This window comes from Sphingomonas sp. Leaf17, from assembly GCF_001421505.1.
In the GTDB taxonomy this organism is placed as follows: domain Bacteria; phylum Pseudomonadota; class Alphaproteobacteria; order Sphingomonadales; family Sphingomonadaceae; genus Sphingomonas.
In genome coordinates this window covers 206,563-231,965 of the sequence record NZ_LMKL01000007.1, presented here as the reverse complement: position 1 = coordinate 231,965, position 25,403 = coordinate 206,563, and the positions used below count along the sequence as shown (strand labels likewise).

28 protein-coding genes and 2 pseudogenes are annotated in these 25,403 nt (G+C 65.2%); 20 read left to right on the top strand and 10 right to left on the bottom strand.

Features of this window, described 5'->3' with window-relative positions; all coding sequences use genetic code 11:
• Positions 1-129: pseudogene (locus tag ASE75_RS15545) on the top strand (IS5 family transposase); the annotation flags it as partial.
• 182 nt (positions 130-311) lie between these two features.
• Here ASE75_RS15545 and ASE75_RS12100 read toward each other — a convergent pair.
• A complete protein-coding gene (locus ASE75_RS12100) occupies positions 312-1,247 on the bottom strand; it encodes a LysR family transcriptional regulator (protein WP_055933860.1) in 936 nt (311 codons plus the stop codon).
• A 76-nt stretch (positions 1,248-1,323) separates the two neighbouring features.
• On the opposite strand from ASE75_RS12100, the gene ASE75_RS12095 reads away from it, so the two are divergent.
• Positions 1,324-1,962 (top strand): DsbA family protein, encoded by a 639-nt coding sequence (locus ASE75_RS12095; RefSeq protein ID WP_055933858.1) that lies wholly within the window; start codon positions 1,324-1,326, stop codon positions 1,960-1,962.
• A 52-nt stretch (positions 1,963-2,014) separates the two neighbouring features.
• Entirely contained in the window at positions 2,015-2,890 is an 876-nt protein-coding gene (locus tag ASE75_RS12090) for an MBL fold metallo-hydrolase (protein WP_200910156.1), read from the top strand.
• Positions 2,891-3,006: 116 nt separating this feature from the next.
• Here ASE75_RS12090 and ASE75_RS12085 read toward each other — a convergent pair whose 3' ends face one another.
• Positions 3,007-3,942 carry an alpha/beta hydrolase gene (locus tag ASE75_RS12085; RefSeq protein WP_055933856.1) on the bottom strand — a complete coding sequence of 312 codons (936 nt, stop codon included), beginning with the start codon at positions 3,940-3,942 and terminating at the stop codon, positions 3,007-3,009.
• A 97-nt stretch (positions 3,943-4,039) separates the two neighbouring features.
• Here ASE75_RS12085 and ASE75_RS12080 point away from each other — a divergent pair, with 97 nt between their 5' ends.
• Together ASE75_RS12080 and ASE75_RS12075 are read left to right on the top strand one after the other, a co-directional pair.
• On the top strand, positions 4,040-4,927 hold the full coding sequence (locus tag ASE75_RS12080) for a LysR family transcriptional regulator (protein ID WP_055933854.1): 888 nt from the start codon (positions 4,040-4,042) through the stop codon (positions 4,925-4,927).
• A 404-nt stretch (positions 4,928-5,331) separates the two neighbouring features.
• Complete coding sequence (locus ASE75_RS12075) at positions 5,332-5,838, top strand: MucR family transcriptional regulator (protein WP_055933925.1); 507 nt, start codon at positions 5,332-5,334, stop codon at positions 5,836-5,838.
• A gap of 69 nt (positions 5,839-5,907) precedes the next feature.
• Here the strand turns inward: ASE75_RS12075 and ASE75_RS12070 are convergent, their stop codons facing one another.
• Entirely contained in the window at positions 5,908-6,492 is a 585-nt protein-coding gene (locus tag ASE75_RS12070; protein WP_055933852.1) for a recombinase family protein, read from the bottom strand.
• A 189-nt stretch (positions 6,493-6,681) separates the two neighbouring features.
• Here ASE75_RS12070 and ASE75_RS16150 point away from each other — a divergent pair, with 189 nt between their 5' ends.
• Entirely contained in the window at positions 6,682-7,527 is an 846-nt protein-coding gene (locus ASE75_RS16150) for a helix-turn-helix domain-containing protein (RefSeq protein ID WP_082445424.1), read from the top strand.
• Positions 7,528-7,622: 95 nt separating this feature from the next.
• On the opposite strand, the pseudogene ASE75_RS12065 reads toward ASE75_RS16150, so the two are convergent.
• Positions 7,623-8,483, bottom strand: a pseudogene (locus ASE75_RS12065) (YifB family Mg chelatase-like AAA ATPase); the annotation flags it as partial.
• A 223-nt stretch (positions 8,484-8,706) separates the two neighbouring features.
• Between ASE75_RS12065 and ASE75_RS12060 the strand changes: the two are divergent.
• The 8 genes from ASE75_RS12060 (at position 8,707) to dapE (ending at position 14,115) form a co-directional block, all read left to right on the top strand.
• The gene (locus ASE75_RS12060) at positions 8,707-9,006 is read left to right on the top strand and encodes a hypothetical protein (protein ID WP_156340431.1); all 300 of its coding nucleotides are present in this window, start codon (positions 8,707-8,709) and stop codon (positions 9,004-9,006) included.
• A gap of 87 nt (positions 9,007-9,093) precedes the next feature.
• The gene (gene rpmH / locus ASE75_RS12055) at positions 9,094-9,228 is read left to right on the top strand and encodes a 50S ribosomal protein L34 (RefSeq protein WP_031393806.1); all 135 of its coding nucleotides are present in this window, start codon (positions 9,094-9,096) and stop codon (positions 9,226-9,228) included.
• 23 nt (positions 9,229-9,251) lie between these two features.
• Positions 9,252-9,632, top strand: a complete 381-nt coding sequence (gene rnpA / locus ASE75_RS12050) for a ribonuclease P protein component (protein ID WP_200922357.1) — start codon at positions 9,252-9,254, stop codon at positions 9,630-9,632.
• A 32-nt stretch (positions 9,633-9,664) separates the two neighbouring features.
• Entirely contained in the window at positions 9,665-9,877 is a 213-nt protein-coding gene (gene yidD / locus ASE75_RS12045) for a membrane protein insertion efficiency factor YidD (RefSeq protein ID WP_055933920.1), read from the top strand.
• Positions 9,878-9,901: 24 nt separating this feature from the next.
• Complete coding sequence (gene yidC, locus ASE75_RS12040) at positions 9,902-11,605, top strand: membrane protein insertase YidC (protein WP_055933848.1); 1,704 nt, start codon at positions 9,902-9,904, stop codon at positions 11,603-11,605.
• Positions 11,602-12,273, top strand: a complete 672-nt coding sequence (gene yihA / locus ASE75_RS12035; protein ID WP_055933846.1) for a ribosome biogenesis GTP-binding protein YihA/YsxC — start codon at positions 11,602-11,604, stop codon at positions 12,271-12,273. The genes yidC and yihA overlap by 4 nt, the downstream gene beginning before the upstream one ends.
• Before the next feature lie 55 nt (positions 12,274-12,328).
• Positions 12,329-12,991, top strand: coding sequence for a glutathione S-transferase family protein (locus tag ASE75_RS12030; RefSeq protein WP_055933844.1), 663 nt, complete (start codon positions 12,329-12,331; stop codon positions 12,989-12,991).
• Positions 12,955-14,115 (top strand): succinyl-diaminopimelate desuccinylase, encoded by a 1,161-nt coding sequence (dapE, locus tag ASE75_RS12025; protein ID WP_055933841.1) that lies wholly within the window; start codon positions 12,955-12,957, stop codon positions 14,113-14,115. Before ASE75_RS12030 ends, dapE begins: the two co-directional genes overlap by 37 nt.
• 9 nt (positions 14,116-14,124) lie before the next feature.
• Here the strand turns inward: dapE and ASE75_RS12020 are convergent, their stop codons facing one another.
• Both ASE75_RS12020 and mltA read right to left on the bottom strand, forming a co-directional pair.
• Positions 14,125-14,739 carry a Smr/MutS family protein gene (locus ASE75_RS12020; RefSeq protein WP_055933840.1) on the bottom strand — a complete coding sequence of 205 codons (615 nt, stop codon included), beginning with the start codon at positions 14,737-14,739 and terminating at the stop codon, positions 14,125-14,127.
• Entirely contained in the window at positions 14,714-15,784 is a 1,071-nt protein-coding gene (gene mltA / locus ASE75_RS12015) for a murein transglycosylase A (RefSeq protein WP_235512707.1), read from the bottom strand. The genes ASE75_RS12020 and mltA overlap by 26 nt, the downstream gene beginning before the upstream one ends.
• Here mltA and ASE75_RS16055 point away from each other — a divergent pair.
• Entirely contained in the window at positions 15,783-15,908 is a 126-nt protein-coding gene (locus tag ASE75_RS16055) for a hypothetical protein (protein ID WP_268796044.1), read from the top strand. The genes mltA and ASE75_RS16055 overlap by 2 nt on opposite strands.
• Before the next feature lie 121 nt (positions 15,909-16,029).
• Here the strand turns inward: ASE75_RS16055 and ASE75_RS12010 are convergent, their stop codons facing one another.
• Positions 16,030-16,677, bottom strand: a complete 648-nt coding sequence (locus tag ASE75_RS12010; protein WP_156340429.1) for a Tim44/TimA family putative adaptor protein — start codon at positions 16,675-16,677, stop codon at positions 16,030-16,032.
• Between the two features lie 175 nt (positions 16,678-16,852).
• On the opposite strand from ASE75_RS12010, the gene secB reads away from it, so the two are divergent.
• Genes secB through trpS form a run of 3 tightly spaced genes read left to right on the top strand, consistent with a single transcriptional unit; the run spans position 16,853 to position 19,969 of the window.
• Entirely contained in the window at positions 16,853-17,362 is a 510-nt protein-coding gene (gene secB / locus ASE75_RS12005; protein ID WP_055933917.1) for a protein-export chaperone SecB, read from the top strand.
• A 28-nt stretch (positions 17,363-17,390) separates the two neighbouring features.
• Positions 17,391-18,956: a murein biosynthesis integral membrane protein MurJ gene (murJ, locus tag ASE75_RS12000; RefSeq protein WP_055933836.1), complete on the top strand. Its 1,566-nt coding sequence runs from the start codon at positions 17,391-17,393 to the stop codon at positions 18,954-18,956.
• A gap of 8 nt (positions 18,957-18,964) precedes the next feature.
• Positions 18,965-19,969 carry a tryptophan--tRNA ligase gene (gene trpS / locus ASE75_RS11995; protein WP_055933833.1) on the top strand — a complete coding sequence of 335 codons (1,005 nt, stop codon included), beginning with the start codon at positions 18,965-18,967 and terminating at the stop codon, positions 19,967-19,969.
• 39 nt (positions 19,970-20,008) lie between these two features.
• On the opposite strand, the gene dnaA is transcribed toward trpS, so the two are convergent.
• The 3 genes from dnaA to mutM form a co-directional block, all read right to left on the bottom strand.
• Positions 20,009-21,418 carry a chromosomal replication initiator protein DnaA gene (gene dnaA / locus ASE75_RS11990; protein WP_055933831.1) on the bottom strand — a complete coding sequence of 470 codons (1,410 nt, stop codon included), beginning with the start codon at positions 21,416-21,418 and terminating at the stop codon, positions 20,009-20,011.
• A 437-nt stretch (positions 21,419-21,855) separates the two neighbouring features.
• Positions 21,856-22,119 carry a 30S ribosomal protein S20 gene (rpsT, locus tag ASE75_RS11985; protein WP_055933829.1) on the bottom strand — a complete coding sequence of 88 codons (264 nt, stop codon included), beginning with the start codon at positions 22,117-22,119 and terminating at the stop codon, positions 21,856-21,858.
• Between the two features lie 96 nt (positions 22,120-22,215).
• Entirely contained in the window at positions 22,216-23,031 is an 816-nt protein-coding gene (gene mutM / locus ASE75_RS11980; protein WP_055933827.1) for a bifunctional DNA-formamidopyrimidine glycosylase/DNA-(apurinic or apyrimidinic site) lyase, read from the bottom strand.
• 55 nt (positions 23,032-23,086) lie between these two features.
• Here mutM and ASE75_RS11975 point away from each other — a divergent pair, with 55 nt between their 5' ends.
• Both ASE75_RS11975 and ubiB read left to right on the top strand, forming a co-directional pair.
• Positions 23,087-23,854, top strand: a complete 768-nt coding sequence (locus tag ASE75_RS11975) for a class I SAM-dependent methyltransferase (protein WP_055933825.1) — start codon at positions 23,087-23,089, stop codon at positions 23,852-23,854.
• A 7-nt stretch (positions 23,855-23,861) separates the two neighbouring features.
• Entirely contained in the window at positions 23,862-25,397 is a 1,536-nt protein-coding gene (gene ubiB, locus ASE75_RS11970; RefSeq protein WP_055933823.1) for a 2-polyprenylphenol 6-hydroxylase, read from the top strand.
• Positions 25,398-25,403: the final 6 nt, after the last annotated feature.

The window sequence follows — 25,403 nt, the reverse complement described above, 5'->3', positions numbered from 1 at the left end:
GAGATTATGTTCGGTCGTCTGAAGGACTGGCGCCGCGTCGCTACCCGCTACGATCGATGCCCGACCGTCTTCTTTTCCGCTATCGCGCTCGCCGCCACCGTCATCTTGGCTCTGATCAATGAGTCGTGACCCTAAACTCCGCCGTCAGTCATCTTCCTACGAGAGCCATACTCATCCTTGCTGTATTGCTCGTGTGGACCGCATTCCGGGAATACCGCGACCGTAAAAAGCGGACCGTCCGCTAACCTACCCAACTTAGTCATTCCCGAAAGATGGTGGCTTTTCAAAGCCCGGCACGCTGCCAATCCGCTCTAAGATCGTCGGCGTTCGTGATCGGCTAGAATATCGAGGAAAGCGGTCACACGCGCAGGCCGGAACCGGGTATCTGGCATTACCGCATGAATTCCGCCGCTATCGAGATGCCATGTCGGCATGACCCGTACCAGCCGGCCGGTGGCCAGATCATCGGCAACTGCGAAGTCGGGCAGCACGGCGATGCCGGCCCCTGCCCGAACGGCTTGAAGCACACCCAGCGTGGCACTAATCGTGAGCGTCGCCGCGAACCGAACCAGATGTTGACGCTCGTCTTCGGCACGGAACGTCCATCCCAGCGGGTCGCGCAGATTGCCGTTTGCAACAAAAGGCATTTCGGCCAATTCTGCGACGTTCGGGTTGGACGACAGGGTGCCAGCTACCGCAGGACTCGCCACCAGTATTTGCCCGAAGGTGCCGATCCGCCGCGATCGCAACGCACTGTCGACCAGCCAACCGACCCGGATCGCAAGCTCGATGTCGCTGCCGACCGGATCGAGAGTCGCGTCCCCGATAAGGAAGTCGACCGTACAGGTCGGGTAGCACCGCTGGAACTCAGCGATGACGGGCACGACGACGGCAATCCCATAGTCGAACGGCGCGGTCAGGCGCAGCGTGCCGGTCGGCGCGCGATCGTCGGTCGCCAGACCGTCAAAGGCATCCTGTGCTTCCGCCAGCACACGCGCACACCGTTCGTAAAACGCCCGGCCCTCCTCGGTCGGACGGACGCTGCGCGTGGTGCGTATCAGCAGCGTAGTTTCGAACGCGCGTTCGAGCTTGGCGACCTGCTGGCTGACCACTGCCTTGGTGATCCCCAATCGCTCGGCTGCGGCCGTGAACGAACCAGTCTCGACCACCTCGGCGAAATAGGCGAGCCGCTTCAGATTGTTGATGCCGCGATTAGCTCCGGCACGCGCATTGTATGCTTCTGACATACGGTCCGTCTAGATCTTCGGTCTACACGTCGCAATCCGGACGGCGCATATACTGGTCATCAAGGAGGCACCGACAATGACCACCTACTTCCTCTATCTGTTCGATCCGCTTTGCGGCTGGTGCTACGGTGCCTCGGCCGGGATCGCCACGCTGGCGGACCAGGCCGGCGTTACCGTCGAGCCATTGCCCAGCGGCCTGTTCGCCGGCGACGGCGCGCGGGCGCTCGGCGGCGACATGCGCGACCATATCCTCGCCAGCGACCGCCGCATCGCGGCATCGACTGGTGCGGTGTTCGGCGATCCCTATCGCGATCGGATCGTGCGTAGCGCAAGCCTGACCCTCGACAGCGGTCCCGCGACACTCGCCCTGACCGCGGTCGCGCAGACTGCACCGGACCGTGAATTGGGCGCGCTTCGTGCGATCCAGCGCGCGCGGTATGTCGACGGGCGCGATATCACCGATATGTTCGTGCTGATCGACCTGCTGGTCGACGCCGGCCTCGACGCGGCTGCGGTCATGCTCGCCAATCCCGAACCGGCCTTGCGCGAGGCGGACCGGCAACGTCTGGAGCGGGCACGATCGGTGATGCGGCGCTTCGGGATCAGCGGCGTCCCAGCGCTGTTCCGCATCGACGGCACCGTGCTGACGCCGGTCGATGCGACCAGCCTGTACCAGAATCCGCTCTCACTGATATCCTCCAACCACCTTGCGTGATCGCGCCGGGCCCGACCGGATTACCTTTCCCATGCCCAATCGGAGACAGATAATGACGATGATCGCAGGCGGCGCCGCCGCATCCATGATCGGCCAAGGCGACGCACTCGCCGCGGGCAAGGCGCTCCAGTGGAAGTCGTTTCCCGCCGGCGAACACGGATTTTTCCGCGCACCGGTGCTGATCTGGGGCGCGACCGAGGCGGTGCTGGTCGATGGCGGCTTCACGCTGCCCGACGGCCGTGCGCTGGTCGAGGCGATCAAGGCGACCGGACGAAAGCTGACGACGATCTATGTCAGCCAGAGCGATCCCGATTATTATTTCAGCCTCGGCCCGATCAAGGCCGCCTTCCCGGATGCCCGCGTACTGGCCGCGCCGGACACGATCTCCGCAATCAAGGCCAATGTTGATAAGAAGCTTGCGACCTGGGGGCCGCAGCTCGGTGACAATGGTCCGAAGACGCTGGCAGACATCGTCATGCCCGACGCATTTGAGGGTAAGCCGATGTCGGTCGACGGACAGGCGATCGAGATCATCGCTGCGACGGGCCTCGCCAACCGCCGCTATCTTTGGGTGCCGTCGCTGTCGGCGATCGTTGGCGGCGTGCTGATATTCTCGGGCGTGCACGTCTGGACCGCGGACACCGCTGGCGCTGAGGCGCGCGCGGCCTGGATCGCGCAGCTCGATGTGATGCTGGCGCGCAAGCCCACGGTCGTCGTGCCGGGCCACATGACCCCGGACGCGCCGCTTGGCGAGGCAGCGATCGCCTATACGCGCGACTATCTGCGCGCGTTCGAGGAAGAGCTGGCCAAGAAGCCCGACAGCGCGGCGCTGATCGCAGCGATGACCGCGCGCTATCCGGACGCCGGCATGGGCGTGGCGTTGCAGGTCGGCGCGAAGGTCGCGACCGGCGAAATGAAGTGGGGCTGAGCACGGACAGCCTCGAGCAATCCCGGCACCAACCTCCCTGCATATGAACCGCAGGGTGTGCCAAGCGGTTAATCCGGGGTAGCGCCACCCCGTGGAAAGGGTGGCGCGATGGCTGACTAGGCAGCAGACGCCTTCTCGACAGCCTGACTCAGGAACACGGCCACATTAGCGATGGCCTCGCGTCCTTCGGCCAGCTCGGCTTGGAACATGTGCCAGACGTGGAACATGCCCGGCCATACCTCCAACGAGACCCGCACACGGTTCTCACCCAAATGGCCCGCAAGCCGGATGGCGTCGCTCAGCATCAGTTCGCCTTCGCCGATCTGTACGAGAATAGGCGGCAAGCCACGAACGTCCGCGAAGACTGGCGATGCCTCGGGGCTGTTCGGCAACGCACCACCCAGAAAGGTTTTGGCCATCAGGTCGAGGCCGGCCTTGGTGTTCAGCTTGTCCAAGCCGTCGCGATTGAACATCGAAGCACCGGTGTGCTCGAGGTTCGCCCAAGGCGAGAGCGCGGCGCCACCAGCCGGCAGCGGTACGCCGGCATTTCGGGCCATGACCATCACCGAGACGACCATCGCACCGCCCGCGGAGTCGCCGGCGAACGTCACCGACTTCGGGTTCTGCCCTTGTTCGATCAGCCAGCGATAGGCAGCGAACGTATCCTCGATCGGAACGGGGAATGCATGCTCCGGCGCCAGTCGGTAGTCCGGCAGGTAAACACGCGCCTTCATCGCCTTTGCGAACGCAGCCGCTAGCCCGTGATAGCCACCCGGCCCACCGACGATGTACGCCCCGCCGTGGATGTAGAAGAGTACACGGTCGCCTTCGACCTCGTCCGGGGTGACGAGCGCCGCCGGTACGCCTCCCATGTCGACCAGCTCGATGCGGACGTCTGTAGGCGTCGGATGCTCGGCCATCTTGCGAACGTAGGAACTGCGGATCTCGTCGATCGTCACCTCTGTGTTCTCGCCGAGAATGACGGGACCGAGGTCCTGCAGGCTCCCAGCCCATTGGTCGAGGCGATGCGTCACGATGTCATTGAAGGGCATTTCATTTGCTCCTGATGCCGTTAATCTGTTCAGGACTTCCATATAGTTCATCGATTGGCGAACGGGCGTCGACACTGCGAAGGAGCGGAAGCGCCTTATGGCACCGGGAAATATCAACGACATCGTCGCCTTCGTGGCAGCTGCCGAAGCTGGGAGCTTTGTAGGCGCAGCACGCGCGCGCTCGATGACGCGGTCGGGCATCGCCAAGAGCGTTGCCCGCCTGGAGGATCGGTTAGGCGTACGGCTGTTCCACCGGACCACACGCAGCCTTGGGCTGACCGATGACGGCCGCGTTTTCCTCGATCGTTGCACGCAGATCCTCGCCGATCTGGAAGAAGCGGAATTGTCGATGTCCGATGGCGGTGGAGAGCCGCAAGGGCTGTTCCGAATGACCGCGCCGATGACGTTCGGACGCCTCCTGGTCCTGCCGTTGCTCAATGATTTTCTTGCGTCGTGGCCCAAGTTGAGGGCGGATGTGAGCTTCACGGACCGTGTCAGTGACATCATCGAAGACGGTATTGATCTCGCTATCCGCATTGGCGAGACCCGCGACAACAGCAGCCTCATTACCAGAACGCTGACCCATCAGCATGACCTGGTAGTCGCGAGTCCGGCCTATTTGTCGGTCGCTCCGGCACCGCACCATCCCGACGATCTGCTAGGGCACACTTGCCTGAATTACGTCAGCGCCGGTCAGAAGCGCGCTTGGCGTTTCGCCATCGAGGGTAAAACAGTCGTCGTTAAACCGCGAGCACGCCTTTCGCTCGACAGCGGGGAAGCGTTACGCGATGCCGTGGTCTCGGGGGCGGGACTGGCGTTCCTACCCAGCTATGTCGTTGACCAGGATCTGTCCGAAGGTCGTCTCGTTGCGCTACTGACGAACTATGCCGCGCCCCCCGTGCCGATCAGTATAATCTATCCAAGTCGTCGCCACCTCGCTCCGAAAGTCCGCCGATTCATCGATTTACTGGCGCGAAATATTTGATCTCTAGGGCATCGCCGACCTTCGGGACCGGCTTTGTGGACCGGATGTGTCGAAAACCCGGTCACAATCACGACTGCGCGACAAACAGGTGTTTTGCGTCTCCTGCGCGGCCTTGCCGGTGCTTAGGCCCTACGACGGATACGGTTAGAGCGGTGACCGCTCCGCGCATGAGAGCTTGACCAATCATATTCGATCAGAAGTTTGGAGCGCACTCGGCAAGACTCAAACGGTCGCTGGCGTCGGCGGCAGCGAAGGAGCAAATTTGCCAACGTCTTGGACGGTAATTAAGAAAGCATATTCCGGTTTCATTTTATGTATTGATCTCAAATGGATGGTCTGGCGCGGCCCGAGATTGCCAGCGACCAATCAAGTACCTAGATGCGCCTCCAGAAATGGAGACCTCTATGTCCGACACTACCCTCGACCTGAACCCCGTTGAACTCGCCACGGAATTGACAATCGCTTGGTTGGCCAATCCCAACACGCGTACCAACGCTGACGACGTTCCAGCCTTCCTCAACAAGATGTACGAAACTGTTTCGGTGCTGGTCGGCGGAAACTCGACGGCTGCTGAGCCCGAAGCATCTGCTCAAGAGTACACCCCGGCAGTGACCGCTCGTAAGTCGCTTGCCAGCCCCGATCACATCATCAGCATGATCGATGGCAAGCCGTACAAGACGCTGCGCCGTCATCTCGCCACTAACGGCATGACGCCAGCGGAATATCGCGATCGTTATGGCCTGAAGGCTGACTACCCCATGGTCGCTCCTACCTATTCGGAAGCACGTCGCACGATGGCCAAGAGCATTGGGCTGGGTCGCAAGCCTGGCCAGACGAATGTAGCCAAGGCAGACGCCAAGCCCGCTTCAGCTCCGCGCAAGCGCAAGACCGAAGAAGCACCAGCGGAATAACCTAGAGGCTGGCTTCCTAGGAAACGGGGAGCCAGCCATTTATGGTGCGTGTAGATCAGCCGTATGCTGCTAAGCGGCATTCTCTTCCGCGCTAATTGCCTCTTGTTCTGGTGCTGGCAAATGGCGGTATAGCGTCGCGACCGAGACGCCGATGGTTGGGGCTATTTCGCGGGCAGTCATTCCAGAGGATAAAAGTTTCCGCGCGGCCTCGAGGCGTTTGGGTGTCATTACTGTCTTCCGGCCACCTACCCTGCCCTCACGCCGGGCGATGATCAACGCAGCCGTCGTGCGCTCACGTACCAAGTCACGCTCCATTTCGGCCATCGCCGCCATGATATGGAAAACGAGTTTCCCAGCTGTGCCTGCGGTATCGATCCCGTCTGTAATCGATTTTAGCCCAATGCCCCTCGTCGCCAGATCGGACGAGAGGTCGATCAGTCCTTTCATGGTACGGCCGAGCCGGTCGAGCTTCCATACTACAAGAATGTCTCCGGTTCGCGCATGGGAAAGCGCGTCGGCTAAGCCGGCACGGTCGGCTTTTGCTCCGCTGGCCTTATCCGAGAAGGTTCGTTCGCAACCCGCACTGCGCAACGCTTCGAGCTGCGGGGTCAGATCCTGTTCCGGGGTCGACACTCGGGCATAGCCGATCAGCATGAAGCATTCTCAGAACTCATGTCTGACGCCTATCATACCAAGGCCCAATCGCGAAAGTGTTTTGAGACGCTGGCATCGACTGCTACAGGTTCTCACATGATGGCGCATCAAAAACGATCGTTTGAGAGAATGCAAAGTACCATTCGATTACGGTAGCGGCGGGTCGGCAGGCTAGGTGGAGCGCTTTGAATGAGATGGCTACTTGCCCCTAATCCACATGCCTGGGAATCTCTAGGCCAATGGGTTAAACGGATTGGCCAGCAATACGGATACCCCTCCGTCGAGAGTTTTATGGAACAGTACGGTTTTCATAACCTTACTAGTGCCGATCTTTTCTACAGCCCCTCAGAAGACGCATTGAACGTTATATCTCGCAATACTGGTTACACCCCCCTTCTACTATCGCGTCGAACGTGTACTTTTTTCGGTAATCTGCGGAATTTAGATACAGTTCATAGTTGTAAATTGGAGTACGTGCGTCGTCACGTAGTGACTGACTTAGACGCCCCTTCACTTTTTAAGCGACGTGACATGCCACTGGTCTTTACCAAGCCGCATTTGCACAAAAAGACTGCTATCCGATTTGGAAAAGGCGCGGCTCGCGAGCTGACTAAGCTCTGCGCCAGTCGGCCCGCCACGAGCATTGTCTTTAGCAATTTACCACAACTAGTCTTTTCGAAACGAGAGACCATAGATATTTGCGCGATTATAATTGATAGCGGTTGCGAGTTGTTCGATATGCAGAGCCTGCTCAGAGTATCCAATAGGTTAGAACTAGACTTTATCTGCATTTTTGAGATGTTGAGATGGCACATTCATCAAAGAGCAAGCCGTGCAGCAAAACCGTCAAGATTGCGGGGGCGTCAACCAAGCCTATCATTTTCCGAAGCAGCCGATGCCTGTCGACGATTCGAAAACGGCGAGAAGGTCATCGATATAGCGGACAGGTACGGCGTAGCTCGATCGACCGTCTATCAATACCTAAAAGCTCGCTCGATTGTGAACCTTCACGCTAAACTGCATCCTCTCATCTGAACCAGAAACGACCGCTAGCTCTCCCACATCGAATGGTTTATTGCCCGAGTGCAATTGCTTGATCCCCACTGCAACCGGCAGTGCATCAGTGCAAATCCCAGCGCCGGGTGTACACCGCCGCCGGTCAGCGCGGCCATCGACGCCGAATGATGCGGCGACCGGAACGGGCGCGTCCGGGTCAGCCGACCGTTTGCCAGCGTCCCCGCCACCGACTGCACCATCGACACCTCCAGCGCCTCGGCCGCGTCGAGCGGCGGCAGGATGCCGGGCAGGCACGACGCCATCAGCGACTTGCCCGACCCCGGTGGCCCGACCATCAGCAGATTGTGACCGCCAGCGGCTGCGATCTCCAGCGCGCGCTTGGCGACCTCCTGCCCGCGCACCTGGCGCAGGTCGGGGCCGTGGACCGGATCTTCGGCCTGGCCCGGCGCGGGCGGCGACAACAGCCCCTGCCCCTTGAAATGGCTGATGAGCGCCAGCAGGTCGGGCGCGGCCAGCACCTCGACCGATCCGGCCCAGGCGGCCTCCGACCCCTGCGCCGCCGGGCAGACCAATCCCTTGCCCACCTCCGACGCATGCAGCGCGGCCAGCAGGACGCCCGGCGACGGCGCGATCCGCGCGTCCAGCCCCAGTTCGCCGACGACGACATAATCGGCCAGCGCCTCGACATCGACGACCCCCATCGCGCCAAGCAGGGCGAGTGCAATCGGCAGGTCGAAATGCGATCCCTCCTTGGGCAGGTCGGCGGGCGACAGGTTCACCGCGATTCGCTTGGGCGGCAGCGACAGGCCCATCGCGGCGATCGCGCCGCGCACCCGTTCGCGGCTTTCGCCCACTGCCTTGTCACCCAGCCCGACGACGTTGAACGCCGGCAGGCCCGGTATCAGCTGCACCTGCACCTCGACGGCGCGCGCCTCCAGCCCGAGATACGCCACCGTCGACACGATCGTCGCCATTCATCTGCCCCCTGGCGTGCCCAGCCGTCATTCCGGCGTCACGACCTGTTCATACCGGCTTTCGCATGCCAGGGAACGGCCAAGCAGGGGGTGCCTTGCAATAACAATACACCGGAGCCACATCCGCCTCATGGCCCCCGCCCCAGCGACAGTCCCCGCAGCAGTCCCCGCCCCGCTCCGGCAGCGGGGTCGACACCCCGCTGCGCGACACCCGGCGAAGCGCGTGGCCATGCTGGCCAGCGGCGTGGTCCTCATCATCGCGGCGGGGCTTGCCCTGCCATTGCCGGTGCCGGCCGGCGCATTCCTGTTCGCCGGCGGCATGGTGCTGATCCTGCGCAACTCGGTCCGGGCGCGCATCCGCTGGGCGCGGGCGAAGCGACGTTGGCCGCGCGCCGGCAACCTGGTCGACCGGACGATGCGCCGGCAAAGCGCGCTGCGCCGTCAGCAGCGCGGCAAGGCCCGGCGCATCGACACGGGGCGCACCGACGCCACGGCGCGCACCGACGAAAGGTCCATGCGTTGACTTGTGTGACCGATTTGCGTAAGCGCCCACCCATCAAGGCCGTCCCCGTGGCGGCCCTTTTCAATTCAGACGACCAGGGAATAAACGATGAAGCGGACCTTTCAGCCGAGCAATCTGGTGCGTGCGCGCCGTCACGGCTTCCGCGCGCGGATGGCAACGGTCGGCGGTCGCGCCGTGATCCACGCCCGCCGTGCACGCGGTCGCAAGAAGCTGTCGGCCTAATCGCGTCCGGCGGCAACGCCGGCATGGCGACCGATATCGACGGTGCCGACACCTCGGCACCGTCATCCAAAGCCCGCATCGTCACACTGACCCGTCGCCCCGATTTTCTCGCGGCGAATGCGGGAAAGCGTGCGCCGATGCCGGGCTTCGTGCTGTTGATGCGTCGCCGCGAGGACAGTGATCCGACGATTCGCGTCGGCTACACGGTCACCAAGAAGGTCGGCAATTCGGTCGTGCGCAACCGGATGAAACGCCGGCTGCGCGAGCTGGCGCGCGAATTTTTGCCGATCCAGGGCCTGCACGGTGCCGATTACGTGCTGATCGGGCGCAACGGCGGCATCGAGCGCGACTATGCGTTGCTGCGCACCGAAATCGGCAAGGCGCTGGCCAAGGTGGCCCGATGACGGTCGACGGCCCGCAGGACGCGCCAAAAGGCGTGGCATCGCGGGTCCTTATCCTCGTCGCCAGGGGTTGGCAGCGGGGTCCGTCGGCGATCCTGCCACCCACCTGTCGCTATCATCCTTCGTGTTCCGCCTATGCAATCGAGGCGCTGGGGCGCTATGGCGCGATCAAAGGGGGCTGGCTGTCGCTCAAACGGATCGCGCGCTGCGGTCCGTGGGGCGGCTATGGCTGCGATCCCGTGCCGTGAGGCCAAACCAACTGGGGCATTACCGTGACTGATGATCGTCGCAATTTCGTGCTGTTCGCGGTCGTCGCGGCGCTGATCCTGTTCGGCTGGCCGCTGATCCAGAATCGATTCTTCCCGACCGCCAACGCGCCGGTCACCAAGATCGAGGGCGGCCAGACCAAGGTCGTGCCAAAGCCCGGTGCCGATCCCACCGCCGACAGCCCGTCGGCGATCCGCGACCGCAAGGTCGTGCTGGCCGAATCGCCGCGCATCCGCATCCAGACCCCGACGCTGCAGGGTTCGATCAACCTGAAGGGTGCGCGGATCGACGATCTGGTGCTGGTCAAATATGACGAGACGATCGCAAAAAACTCCGCCCCGATCCGCCTGCTGTCGCCGGCCGGTGCCGAGGGCGCGTATTTCGCCGGCTTCGGCTGGCGTGCCGAGGGGCTGGCCCCGCCCGCCGCCGACGCGGTCTGGACCGCGTCCGCCCCCGTGCTGTCGCCCGGCAAGCCGGTGACGCTGGACGCCGCCAACGCGTCCGGCCAGCGGTTCCGGATCGAACTGGCGATCGACGACGGCTACATGTTCTCGGTCAAGCAGACCGTGCTGAACGCCGGCACCGGTCCGGTCGCCGTCGCGCCGTACGGCTATGTCAGCCGCAACGGCGTGTCGAAGGATCCGGACAGCTGGACGATCCACACCGGGCCGATGTCGGTCAACAACGGTGCCGCGCATTACGGCCCCAACTTCAAGGACGTGGCGACCAGCCCGGAGACGTTCACGACGACCGGCGGCTGGCTCGGCTTCACCGACAAATACTGGCTGACCGCGCTGATCCCGGACCAGAAGGCGACCTTTGCCGGTCAGTTCCGCAATGGCGCGAACGACCTGTATCAGGCCGACTACACCGTCAATCCGCGCATGTTGCCGCAAGGGCGCAGCCTGTCGCAGACGACGCGCTTCTTCGCCGGGGCCAAGGAAGTGTCGCTGCTCGACCGCTATACCGACAAGGAGGGCGTGTCGAAGCTCGACTATGCGATCGACTGGGGCTGGTTCCGGATCGTCGAAAAGCCGATCTTCTACTATCTCGACTGGCTGTTCCGCCTCGTCAGCAACTTCGGCGTCGCGATCATCCTGCTGACGCTGACCATCCGCCTCATCATGTTTCCGATCGCGCAGCGCCAGTTCGCGTCGATGGCGGCGATGCGCGCGGTGCAGCCCAAGATGAAGGCGTTGCAGGAACGCTACAAGGACGACAAGGTCCGGATGCAGCAGGAAGTGATGGCGCTGTACAAGGCGGAGAAGGTCAACCCGCTGGCCGGTTGCGCGCCGACGCTGTTGCAGGTGCCGATCTTCTACGCGCTGTACAAGGTGCTGATGCTGACGATCGAAATGCGCCACCAGCCGTTCGTCGCGTGGATCAAGGATCTGTCCGCGCCCGATCCGCTGACGCCGCTGAACCTGTTCGGGCTGCTCGCCTTCACGCCGCCGCACTTCATCGCGATCGGTGTCGTGCCGATCATCCTGGGCATCAGCATGTACTTCCAGTTCAAGCTGAACCCGCAGCCGATGGACGACACGCAGAAGCAGGTCTTCGCCCTGCTGCCGTGGGTGCTGATGTTCGTGATGGCCCCGTTCGCGGTCGGCCTTCAGGTCTACTGGATCACCACCAACTGCGTGACGATCCTCCAGCAGAAGCTGTTGTATGCGCGGCATCCCCAACTCAAGACGGCCGCACCCAAATGACCGACGACTATATCCCTGAGGATGACGGCCTGATCGGCTTCACGCCCGAGGCGATCGAACTGGCGCGCAAGACGTTCGCGGGGCCGGTCGCCTTCCTGAAGTCCGCGCCGGCGCTGGAGCATATTCCCGAGGCGATCGTGCCGGAGGTGGCGTTCGCCGGCCGGTCGAACGTCGGCAAGTCGTCGTTGCTGAACGCGCTGACCAACCGCAACGGCCTTGCCCGCACGTCGAACACGCCGGGCCGGACGCAGGAGCTGAACTTCTTCGACGTCGGCAATCCGCTGGCCTTCCGGCTGGTCGACATGCCGGGCTATGGCTTTGCGAAAGCGCCCAAGGACATGGTCCGCAAGTGGAAGTTCCTGGTGAACGACTTCCTGCGCGGCCGCGACACGCTGAAGCGCGCACTGGTGCTCATCGATTCGCGGCACGGCATCAAGGATGTCGACCGCGAGATCCTGGAGATGCTCGACAAGGCGGCGGTCAGCTATCGCATCGTCCTGACCAAGGCCGACAAGATCAAGGCCAGCGAGTTGGCCGCCGTGACCGAGGCCACCGAGAACGAGGCCCGCAAGCGCCCCGCCGCGCATCCGCACATCCTGGCGACGTCGAGCGAGGGCGGCCTGGGCATCCCCGAACTGCGCGCGGCGGTGATCGAGGCGATCGGCTGATTCCGTCTGCGTAGGGCGGTTGCGAGGGCGTCATGCCCTCGCTACGCAGGCGGCCATGAAACTCATCATCGGCAACAAGGCCTATTCGTCCTGGTCGCTTCGCGGCTGGCTGGCCGCCAAGCAATCCGGCCTGCCCTTCGAGGAAGTCGTCGTGCCGATGTACGACGCCGACTGGGACAAGCGCCGGCAGGGCGACGAGTTCGCACCGTCGTCGGGCAAGGTGCCGATCCTGTGGGACGGTGAGGCGGTCGTCTGGGACAGCCTGGCCATCGTCGAATACCTGGCCGACAAGGTTGGTCGCGATCGCTTCTGGCCCAAGGACGAGGCCGCGCGGGCGATGGCCCGGTCAATGGCCGCCGAAATGCATTCCAGCTTCGCCGCGCTGCGCCGCAAGCACAGCATGAACGTCCGCCAGATCTTTCCCGCCGTCACGCCCGACGACGACGTGGTCGCCGACCTTAACCGCGTCATGGAATTGTGGGCGCAGGCGCGCGCGCGGTTCGGCGGCAGCGGTGATTTCCTGTTTGGTCGGTTCGGCGCGGCGGACATCATGTTCGCCCCCGTCGTGACCCGGCTCGTCACCTATCAGCTGCCGGTCGCGCGCTTTGCCACCGGCTATATGCAGGCGGTCCTGCATCACCCCTTCATGCAGGACTGGATCGCCGCCGCACAGGAAGAGGAATGGGTGATCGAACGATTCGAGCTGCCGGCCCAGTGACCGTCCCGCTCGATCCCGTTGCCCTGACCGCCGCGCTGATCGGCGCGGACAGCGTGACGCCCGCGCGCGGTATGGTGTTCGACGTGCTGGAATCCGCGCTCGCGCCCCACGGTTTTGCGATCGACCGGTTCGTCGTCGGCGACGCGCCTGACGGGCCGGTCGAGAACATGATCGCGCTGCGCGGGCGTGGCGGCCCGCATTTCGCCTTTGCCGGCCATCTCGACGTCGTGCCGCCGGGAGACGGCTGGACCGGCGGTCCGTGGGACGGCGCGGTCCGGGGCGGTCTGCTCTACGGGCGCGGCGCGGTCGACATGAAGGGGGCGATCGCCGCCTTTGCCGCCGCCGCGTCGCGCGTATCTTCTGTCGGTACGGTCAGCCTGCTCATCACCGGTGATGAGGAGGGTCCGGCGACCTATGGCACGGTCGCGCTGATCGAACGGATGCGCGCACGCGGCCTGACGCCCGACCTCTGCCTGGTCGGCGAGCCGACCTCGGCGCAGCGGCTGGGCGATACGATCAAGATCGGCCGGCGCGGGTCGGTCAATATCTGGATCACGGTGCCGGGGCGGCAAGGCCATGTCGCCTATCCGCATCTGGCCGACAATCCGATCCCCAAGCTCGTCGCCGTTCTGGCCGCGATCGACGCCGTGGTGCTCGACACCGGCAACGCCTGGTTCCAGCCGTCGAACATCGAGGTGACCGATATCAGCGTCGGCAACCCCGCGACCAACGTCATCCCGGCGCAGGCCTCGGCGCGGCTGAGCATCCGCTTCAACGACGAGCATGGCGGCGACGGGCTGATCGCGCGGATCACCGATCTGGTCCACGCCCATGCGCCCGCCGCCACCATCACCGCGCGCGTGTCGGGCGAGGCGTTCCTGACACAGCCCGGGCCTTTGTCGACGCTGGTGGCAGAGGCAATCACACGGCGCACGGGCCTCGTCCCCGACCTGTCGACCACCGGCGGCACATCAGACGCACGGTTCCTGTCGAAATTGTGCCCCGTGGTCGAATTCGGCCTGCTCAACGCGACGATGCACAAGATCGACGAGGCCGTGGCGGTCGACGACCTGACAACGCTGACCGATATCTACGCCGACATCATCACCCGAGCGACGGCCTAAGTCCGAAGCCTATCCGCGCGGCCGCCGCAGGACGATGTACAACGCCCCTGCCCCGCCGTGGCGCGGATGCGCCCCGCGCACCGCCGCGATCTGATCGGCGTGGCGGGACGACCCGATCCAGTCGGCGATCGCCGCGCGGATCGCCCCGCGCGCATGCGGGCGCTCACTTTCGGGCCGTGGCGGCTTGCCCGTCACCAGCAGCAGGACGCGGGCACCGGACTGGATCGCCCGCGCCAGCCCAACGTCCAGCAGGGCATGCGCCGACACCAGCGTATGCCCGTGCAGGTCGAGCGTCGCGTCCGGCTGCACCGCCCCGCGCACGATCCGCCGGTCCCATCCGCCATCCAGCGTCGTTCCAGGCCCCACAGGACGCGATTTGGCGGGCGGCGGCACCGATGCGGGTCCCAGCGGCACAACGACGCCCTTGGGCATCCTGGCGGCCTTGGCGGCCTTTGCCGTCCTGACCGGCGGCACGACCGGCCCCGGCGAGGGCGTCGCCCGGACCGCGGCCGGCGTCACTCGCACGGCGACCGGCTTCACGGGCACCGGGCGCATCGGCCGGACGCTGGCCTTGACCCGCGCCCACAATGCCGCTTCTTCAGGGTGAAGGGATCGTCCCGCCAACGCCGCGCTCCCCGTTCAGACGCGCTACGGTCCCCACCGGCAGCAGCAGGAACGCGGTACCGCGCGCGGCCATGCCGCCCGCCGTTGCCCGCGCCAGATCCCCTGCTCCCCAGAAGGTATCGAAGCGATTGGCCCCCTTGATCGCGCCGCCGGTATCCTGAACCACCCACAGGCCGGTCGCGTCGGACCGGTCGAGCGAGAGATAAACAGGCACGCCCAGCGGCAGGAACTTCGGATCGGCCGCCGCGGTGACCCGCCCGGTCACCGGCTGGCCCAGCGCACCCAGCGCCCCGCCGTCCAGCTCGCGGAAGAACACGAAGCTCTTGTTCTCACGCATGATCGCCTGCCCCTCGGTCGGGTGGGCACGCAGCCAGGCCACGATCCCCTGCATCGACGACTGGCCGGGTGCCAGCAGCCCGCGCGTCTTCATCAGTGCGCCGATACCGGTATAGGCGCGGCCGTTCTGCGTGTCGTAGCCGATCCGCATGATCCCGCCGTCGGGCAACCGCAGTCGGCCCGATCCCTGGATCTGCAGGAAGAACACCTCGATCGGGTCGGCCGCCCAGGCGATGATCGGCGCGCGTTCCGCCAGTTGGCCGTCCTCGATCGCGGTACGGTCGTAATAGGGAACGAAATTACGCCCCTCGACCCGGCCGCGAATCTTCTTGCCCTTCAGATCGTCCGAAAACGCGCCGAGGTCGACATCGACCAGGTCGCGCGGACGGCCGTAGATCGGCACGTCATAACCGGGCCGGCGCGTGCGCGAGCCGAGGATTTCCGGTTCGTAATAGCCGGTCGCGAACGCCCGCCCATCGCCGACCTGAACCGCCTCGAACCACTGGCTCAGGAAACGCCGGGCTTCCGCCGGACGCGCACGGGCCGCGTCGCACGACGGCTGCCAGTCGCTGCCCTGCGTCAGGCCCGACTGATCGGTCCGGCGGATCAGTGCGGGACAGGTCAGCGCGAAAGCCCGAACGGCCGCCTCCGCCTGCGCATCCGTGATCGGCAGCGATGCGACCGGTGGCCCCGGACGGACGCCCGCCATGGCCGCTGTCACGGCCCCTGGCACGACCAGCGCCGGGGCCGGCGCGATGGGGACGGACGGAACGATCCGCACCGGGGCCGGTTCGCCCGGAACCGGCCTGTCCGTGCCGACCGAGGGCCGATAGGCGGAGGTCGGTACGGGCTGGTTACCCGCATAACCTTGTGGCACGCCGGGGCGATCCCCGCCACCAACACAGGCGCTCAGGGCCAGCGAAGCCGCGACGACGCCCGCAATCCGCCGCCCGCTCACGCTTCGTCGGTATCCGCGAGCGTCCAGTTGGGATCGTTGCTCTTCAACGTCCGTGCAAAGGTCCAGACGTCATGGGTTTCGACCGCATCGGTCATCGACCCGGCAATGACCGTTCCTTCGGCATCGCGCGTGATCGCCGCGATGTCCGCATCGAACCGCATCGTGATCCGCGCCTCACGACCCGAAACCGTCGCATCGACGATCGTCGCCTTCTCGATCGTGACCAGCCGGTTGTCGAGGACATGGCCAGCGTCACGGCGAGCGGCGATCGCCTCACCGAAGGCCCGGGCGACGTCCGGCGTGGCCAGTTCGGCCAGTCCCGCTTCGTCATCGCGCCAATACGCCTCCAGCGTCATGCGATACGCCGCCTTGGCACCCTCGACAAACTGACCGACATCGAAGCCGGGTTCGCCGGCGACGATCGCCCGCAGGCCCTGTTCGGCGCGTGCCTCGATCGGGCGCGCCGCAATCTCGCGCGGCTCCACGGCCGCCGCATCGGACGGGCGTTTTGCAAGAACCACCGCCGGACGATCCTCGGCCGGCTTTGGCAGGGGCTGTTCATGCCCGGTGCGCTTGCCGAGGACGGCGTACAATCTGAGTGCAAGAAACCCTGCAACCATCGCGAGAAGAATGACGTAGAACACCGGGCCTCCGATCCAGATACGTTACATAGGCCCGATACGCCGCCGATTCAAATGGTCGGGTTGCTGACCCCGCGACGTTGAAACGGTGCGCCCGCGCTGCTAGGCGCGTCGCCAATCTCCATCAACGCACGAACCCGCTGCCGGTTCTGCGGCCACGCACATGAAGGATCCGACCATGGACGAGCAGGACAATCTGTCGATCACCGGTAACGCCCCCCTGGAAAACGGCGAGGACACGATGCCCGCCGCCGGCCTGATCTCGCAGTACATCAAGGATCTGTCATTCGAGAATCCGAACGCCCCGGCGATTTTCCAGAACCCGGCAGCGCCCGCGATCGACGTGCAGTTCAACATCGGCGCGGCACAGGTCGGCGAGGAGGTGCACGAAGTAACCCTGAAGATCGAGGTCCGCGCCGATGCCGAGGGGCAGACCGCGTTCATCGTCGATCTGGCCTATGCCGGCCTGTTCGGCCTGCGCAATATTCCCGGCGAGCATGTCCAGCCGTTCCTGCTGGGCGAGGCCCCCCGCCTGCTGTTCCCGTTCGCCCGCCGCGTGCTGGCCGACGCGGTTCGCGACGGCGGCTTCCCGCCGCTGATGCTGGAGCCGATTGATTTCGCCGCGCTGTACCTGCAGCAGTCGGAGAACCAGCCGCAGCCGACCGTCAGCGGCTTCGGCCAGGCCTGATCGCCCTTTAGCCTGATCGTCCTTTAGAATGAATCTTGCCAAGGCCCTGGGATCGGTCGGCGGGCTGACGCTCGCCAGCCGCATCCTGGGGCTGGTGCGCGACTCGCTGTTCGCGCGCTATGTCGGCGCAGGGTTCGCATCGGACGCGTACCAGATCGCGTTCCGCCTCCCCAACATGTTCCGCGCGCTGTTTGCGGAAGGCGCGTTTTCCGCCGCGTTCATCCCGATGTTCAACAAGAAGGTCGGCGACAAGGACGGGCGCGGCCTGAGCGACGGCATCGCCTTTGCCGAGGACGCGCTGTCGGTCCTGCTGCCGGTGCTGATCGGCATGACGGTCCTGCTGGAACTGGCGGCGTGGCCGGCGACATGGCTGCTGACCGGCGGGTTTCGCGAAGCGACCAGCGAACAGTTCGACTTCGCGGTCGGCCTTGCCCGGCTCACCTTCCCTTATCTGCTGCTCATCAGCCTTGTCTCGCTGCTGGGTGGCATCCTCAATTCGCTGCACCGGTTCTGGATCGCGGCGGCGGCCCCCATTCTGCTGAACGCGACGCTCATCGCCGCGCTGCTGCTGTTCCACGACCACGAACCCCTGTTCACCGCGCGTAACCAGGCGATCGCGGTGACGGTTTCGGGCGCGTTGCAACTGCTCTGGCTGTGGGCGGCCTGTCGGCGGGCCGGCGTCCATCTGCGGTTGAAGCGACCGACACTGAACCCGGATGTGAGGCGGCTGGTGAAGCTGATCCTGCCCGCCGCCGCCGGCGCGGGCGCGGTGCAGATCAACCTCGTCATTTCGACGGCGCTGGCCGCCAAGCTGCTGCCGACGGGGTCGGTGTCGTACATCTATTACGCCGACCGGCTGAACCAGTTGCCGCTCGGGCTGATCGGCATCGGTCTCGGCACCGTCCTGCTTCCCACCATCTCGCGCCACCTTGGCCGCGGCGAGGAAGCGGAGGCGATGGCGACGCAGAATCGGGGTATGGAGCTGGCGTTGTTCCTGACCCTGCCCGCCACGGTCGCGCTGATCGTCTGCGGCGTGCCGATCGTCGCCGCGCTGTTCCAATATGGCAAGTTCACCGACGCAGCCGGCCTCTACACCGCGCAGGCGCTTGCCGCCTTCTCGGTCGGCCTGCCCGCCTATATCCTGGTCAAGGTGCTGACGCCGGGCTTCTACGCGCGGTCCGACACAAGGACGCCGATGCGGTTCGCGACGATCGCGATCGTCGTCAATCTGGTGCTCAACCTCGCGCTGATCGTGCCCCTGCGGCATATGGGGCCGCCGCTGGCGACCGCACTGGCCAGTTGCGTCAACGTCACGTTGCTCTACCGAACGCTGCGCCGGCGCGGCCAGTTCGTGCCCGATGCACAGCTGAAACGCCGCGCGTGGCGGTTGCTGGTCGCGGCGCTGGCGATGGGTGTGGTCATGTATTTCGTCAACGATCTCGTCCAGCCCTATGTCGCGGGGCCGGCGCTTACCCGTTGGCTGGCGATGCTGGTGCTGGTCGCCACCGGCGGCTTCGTCTACGCGGTCGCCTGTTTCCTCATCGGCGCGGTTCGTATCGCCGACATCAAGCTGCTCGTCCGTCGGGCCCGTTAGGATCTATCATGCGCGTCGTCTCCGGCATCCAGCCAACCGGCAATCTTCACCTCGGCAATTATCTCGGCGCCATCAAGCAGTGGGTCGCGATGCAGGATGCGATGGCGGCGGGCGACGACTGCCTGTTCTTCCTCGCCGATCTGCACGCGCTGACCGTCGCGATCGACCCGCGCGAACTGGCATCCAACACGATCGAGATGGCAGCCGCGCTCGTCGCGTCGGGGATAGACCCCGACCGCGCCATCCTGTTCAATCAGGCCCGCGTGCCCGCGCACAGCGAGCTGACCTGGATCCTGAACGGCACCGCGCGCATCGGCTGGCTGAACCGGATGACGCAGTTCAAGGACAAGGCCGGCAAGAACCGCGAAAGCGCGAGCATCGGGCTGTACGCCTATCCGGTGCTGATGGCCGCCGACGTGCTGGTCTACAACGCGTCGCATGTGCCGGTCGGCGACGACCAGAAACAGCATCTGGAACTGGCCCGCGACATCGCGACCAAGTTCAACACCGATTTCGGATCGGACGTCTTCGTCCTGCCCGAACCGCTGGTCAGCAAGGCCGCGCCGCGCGTCATGTCCCTGCGTGACGGCACCGCCAAGATGTCGAAGTCCGATCCCTCCGACGCCAGCCGCATCAACCTGACCGACAGCGACGATGCCATCGCGCAGAAGCTGAAAAAGGCGAAGTCCGACGCCGACGTCCTGCCCGACACCGCCGCCGGCCTTGCCGACCGGCCGGAGGCGCGCAACCTGGTGACGATCTATGCCGCGCTGGCGGGGACCAGCGTCGACGCGGTGCTGGCCGACCATGCGGGCAAGGGCTTCGGCGCGTTCAAGCCGGCGCTGGCCGATGTAGCGGTCGCGACGCTCGGGCCGATCCGCGAACGGATGACCGCGCTGCTCGACGACCGCGCGGCGATGGGAGCGATCCTGGAGAAGGGCGCGGCCAAGGCGCGGACACTGGCCGCACCGACGCTACGCGCGGCACAGGACGCGGTTGGCTTGCAGGTCTGAACCGTCAGCCGTCCCTGCCAACGCATGGGCGGAACCGGCTCAGCCTTCCAGTTCGCGCATCAGCACGCGGACCGCGCCGTCGATTTCACGGTCCTGATCGCGCAGTTCCTCGATCTTGCGCACCGCGTGGATGACGGTCGAATGATCGCGACCGCCGAATTTGCGGCCGATTTCCGGCAACGACCGCGTCGTCAGCCGCTTGGCGAGATACATCGCGATCTGGCGCGGGCGGGCGATGGCGCGCGACCGGCGGGCGGAAATCAGGTCGAGCGGCTTCAGTTCGAAATGCGCCGACACCAGTTTCTGGATCTCGTCGATCGTGACGCGGCGTTGCGCGCCGCGCAGAGAGTCACCCAGCGTCGCCTGCGCGAACCCGAGATCCACCCGCTCGCCGGACAATTGGGCATAGGCCACCAGCCGGTTGAGCGCGCCCTCAAGCTCGCGGATGCTGGCATGGATCCGGTTGGCAAGCAGGTCGAGAACGTCCTCGGGCACCTGCGCGTCGGGCAGGTCGACCATCTTGCGGTCGAGAATAGCCCGACGCAGCGCGGCCTCCGGCGACTTGATGTCGGCGACAAGGCCCGCGCCCATCCGCGACACAATTCGTGCCTCGACCCCGTCCAGTGCCTGTGGGCAGCGATCCGCGCTGATGACCAGCCGTTTGCCCGCCGCCATCACTTCGTTAACGGTGTGGAAAAACTCCTCCTGCGTCGAATCCTTGCCCGCGATGAACTGAAGATCATCGACCAGCAGCAGGTCGGCGCTGCGCAGACGCGACTTGAAGGTGAAGGTATCGCGATTGCGCATCGCCTGCACGAAATCGAACATGAAGCGTTCGGCCGACATCGCCAGCACGCGCGCACCCGGATTGGCGGCGATCACCGAATGGCCGATCGCATGCATCAGGTGAGTCTTGCCCAGCCCGGTGCCGCTGTGCAGGAACAGCGGGCTGAACCGCGGCGCGCCCGGCTCGGCCATCGCCCGCGCGGCGTTGAACGCGACCCGGTTCGACGAATCGACCACGAACCGCTCGAAGGTGAACCGGGCGTCAAGGACGGGCCGCTCGACCGCCGGCAGGACGACAGCCGCCGCGGGCTTTGGCGACGGCTCGACGACCGCCGGGGCAGGTGCCACGGGATCGACCGCCAGCACGGCCGGGGCCGGCCGCGCGGTGCGTGTCTCGATTGTGATGCTGCGCACCGCCGGCAGGATGGCCCGAAACTCCATCAGCAACCGGTCCGCGTAGTGATTGCGGACCCAGTTGGTCACGAACGCCGACGGCAGGGCGAGTCGAACGGTGTCGCCCGCTTCGCCATCGACCAGTTCGATCGGCTTGAGCCACTGTTCGAACACCCGGACGCCGGCGGATTCGCGCAGATTGGCGCGCACGCGGTCCCAGGCGCGCACGACGTCGCTCCCCTGTCCCGTTGCTGCCTGCCAATCACCCACGCACACGCCTCCTGTCGGCGAACGTCCATTCGTTCGCCGTCGTTACTTCAATCAGACACAAGTACTCCCGGGCCGTCCGATGAGGCGGCCGGCATTCCCCGGTTATGGATTTGACGCGCCGAGAGACCGGCGGCGTCCGATCGTTATGAAGCCTCAAACGATGCGATCAAGTGTACGACCCGTCAGAAATCTGAAATAAAGCGGATTGACACGCCGGGAGCCGCAGAAATGCGTCAACTATCTTACAAGTCACTGTAAAGACATGGCTTTTCTGAATATGTGCCGAAACGGACGAACTCGAATCAAGGACGAAACAGCAGGAATCCCGTGGCTTGGACGAACCATCGCATCCCCGGACACAGGTGATCGTCGCAGACACGAAAAAGTCCGCCGGACCTGGGGTCCGGCAGACTTTTTCGTTGCCAAAACGGCCGATATTACGCGAGGGCGCTGAGCGCCTTCGACAGGCGCGAGAACTTGCGCGATGCGGTGTTGCGGTGAAGGACACCCTTCGACACGCCACGCTGCAACTCCGGCTGAACCGCGGCCAGGGCCTCGGTCGCTGCTGCCTTGTCACCCGATGCCAGCGCCGCTTCGACCTTCTTGACGAAGGTGCGGATGCGACCGACCCGGTTACCGTTGACTACCGCACGCCGCTCGTTGCGACGGATACGCTTCTTCGCCTGGGGCGTATTCGCCATGAAGTCCTCGAAAAATCAGTGTCGATGGAAAAGGGGACGGCGGGAAGCCCGACGCCCTCTCGAAGGTTGGCCCCTTAAAGAAGACCGGACGTCAGGTCAACCGCGCTGACACGTCGGACACCAGAAGGTCGATCGCCCGCCTTCGGCCCGGCGCAATACGGTCGTGCCGCATCCGCACGCCTCTCCCTCCCGCCCGTAGACGCGCCATTGTTTCGAGAAATACCCCAGTTCGCCATCGGGCCGGGCATAATCGCGCAGCGTCGATCCACCGGCCGCGATCGCCGATGTCAGCACGGCGCGAATGGCATCGACCAACCGGGCAAGCCGCACCCGGCCGACCCGCCCGGCCGCGATCGACGGCGCGATCCCCGCCATGTTCAGCGCCTCGCAGACATAGATGTTGCCAAGACCGGCGACGATTCGCTGGTCGAGCAACAGCGCCTTGATCGGCGACACCCGCCCCTTGAACGCCGCCGCGAGGTGCGCGGGCGTGAGATCGGACCCAAGCGGTTCAGGCCCCATCGCCGCGAACGGCGGATACGCCGCCAGCGACTCGGTCGGCATCAGGTCGACGAAACCGAAACGCCGGGGGTCGTTCAGCGCGACGACCCGACCCGCGCCGGTTTCCAGCACGAGATGGTCGTGCTTGAGCATGTCGGACGGATCGACTCGCCAGCGGCCCGACATGCCAAGGTGAAAGATCATCGTGTCGCCGCGATCGGTGGCGATCATGCCGTATTTCGCCCGCCGCGACAGGCCGGTGACGGTCGCGCCGGTCAGCCGCTGACCCAGATCGACGGGAAAGGCGTGGCGCAGGTCGGCGCGGCGCGGCAGCACGCGGGCAAGCCGCTGCCCCTCCAGCACGGGAGCAAGGCCACGCACGGTGGTTTCGACTTCTGGTAATTCAGGCACGCAATGCAGCTAGGTTGCGTTTGCCCCTGCCACAAGGCGCGGCTAGAGCCGGTGCATGACCGACAGCACGAACGCCCATCCGACCGACGCCACCGCCGACACCGTTTCCTTCGGCTATGAACAGGTGGCGCCGGAAGAAAAAACTCGCCGGGTCGGCGACGTCTTCGCCTCCGTGGCGTCCCGCTACGACGTGATGAACGACGCCATGTCGGGCGGCATGCACCGGTTGTGGAAGGATCGCTTCGTCCGGCGGGTGAAACCGAAACTGGGCGAGCAGATTCTCGACATGGCCGGCGGCACGGGCGACATCGCCTTCCGCATGGAAAAATCGGGCGCGGCGATCACGGTCGCCGATATCAACCCGGCGATGCTGGAGGTGGGCATGGCCCGCGCGGCCGAGCGCGGGATCGACGGCCTCGTCTGGACCGAGGCGAATGCGGAGACGCTGACCTTCCCCGACCGGTTCTTCGACGCCTACACCATCGCCTTCGGCATCCGGAACGTGACCGACATCCCCAAGGCGTTGCGCGAGGCGAACCGCGTGCTGAAGCGTGGCGGCCGGTTCTTCTGCCTGGAATTCTCCACGACCCAGTGGCCGGGCTTTGCCGAAATCTACGACAGTTATTCGCACAAGATGGTGCCAAAGCTGGGCCAGCTGCTCGCGCAGGACGCCGACAGCTATCGCTATCTGGTCGAATCGATCCGCCGCTTCCCGACGATGCCCGCGTTCGAGGCGATGATCGCCGACGCCGGTTTCGTCCAGACCCGGGTCGAGCCGCTGCTCGGCGGGCTTGTCGCGATCCACAGCGGCTGGAAGATTTGACCCGCCCGTGACCACCTCCGTCGTTCACCTCTGGCGGCTCCTGAAATGGGGCCGGACCCTGGCGCGTCACGGCGCGCTGACGGGGATCGAGCGCGATCCCAACGCGCCCGCGCCGGTCCGTCGCCTCGCCCGGATCGCGCGGATCGGCGCACGCGTGCCGGCGGTCCCGCGCTATGCCGATGCGTTCCAGGCGATCGGCCCGGCCGCGATCAAGCTGGGGCAGACACTGGCCACCCGGCCCGATCTGGTCGGCGACGTGGCCGCACATGACCTGCTGCGATTGCAGGACGCGCTGCCCGCCGTGCCCTTCCCCGTCATCCGCACGGCCATGGAGGCGAGCTTCGGCCGTCCGCTCGCGGATCTGTACGCCAGTGTCGAGGAAACCCCGGTCGGGGCCGCGTCGATCGCGCAGGTCCACCGCGCCGTCACGACCGAGGGCCGGACAGTCGCGGTCAAGGTGCTGCGGCCGGGCGTGGAGGAGGACTTCCTCCGCGATCTCGACACCTATCAATGGGCCGCCGCCCAGCTTGAGGGTATCGGCGGCGAGGCCATGCGCCTGCGCCCGCGCCTGACGATCGAGACGTTCAAGCGCTGGACCACGCGCGAACTGAACCTGCGGCGCGAGGCGGCATCGGCGTCTGAACTCGCCGAAAACATGATGGCGGAATCGGATTTCGTCGTTCCCGCGATCGACTGGCAGCGGTCGACCGGCAAGGTGATGACGCTGGAATGGATCGACGGCATCAAGCTGTCGAACCGCGCCGCACTGGTCGCCGCCGGCCATGATACCGCCCGGCTGGCACAGACACTGGTCCGCGCGTTCCTGCGTCAGGCGATCGCCGACGGATTCTTCCACGCCGACATGCACCAGGGCAATCTGTTCGCGCTGCCGGGCGACAGGATCGCGGCGATTGATTTCGGCATCATGGGCCGGATCGACCGGCGGGCGCGGGTCTGGCTGGCCGAGATTCTCTACGGTCTCATCACCGGCAACTACAAGCGGGTCGCCGAAATCCATTTCGAGGCGGGCTATGTCCCGGCCTATCACGATGTTAACGAGTTCGCGACCGCCCTGCGCGCGGTCGGCGAACCGATGCGCGGCCTGCCGGTCAAGGACATGTCGATCGGCACGATGCTGGACAGCCTGTTCACCATCACCCGCGATTTCGACATGGCGACGCAGCCGCACCTGCTGCTCCTGCAAAAGACGATGGTGATGGTCGAGGGCGTGGCGACCAGCCTCGATCCCGACATCAACCTGTGGGACACCGCCCAGCCCTTCATCGAGGAATGGATCCGCAGCGAGCTGGGACCGGAGGCGGCGATCGCCGACCGGATCATCCTCGACGTCCGGACGCTGACCCGCCTGCCCGACCTCGTCCGCCGGATCGAGGCGCATTTCCCGCCGGCCGGTGGCGCGCCGCCAACACCGCCGCTGCGCGATATCCAGGTCGTCAGGCTTGGCGGCGGCTGGCGCTATGCGGCGGTCGCGGCGATGACCGCACTGGCCAGCATCGGGGCTACGGTCCTGCTGCTGCGATGAGCCAGC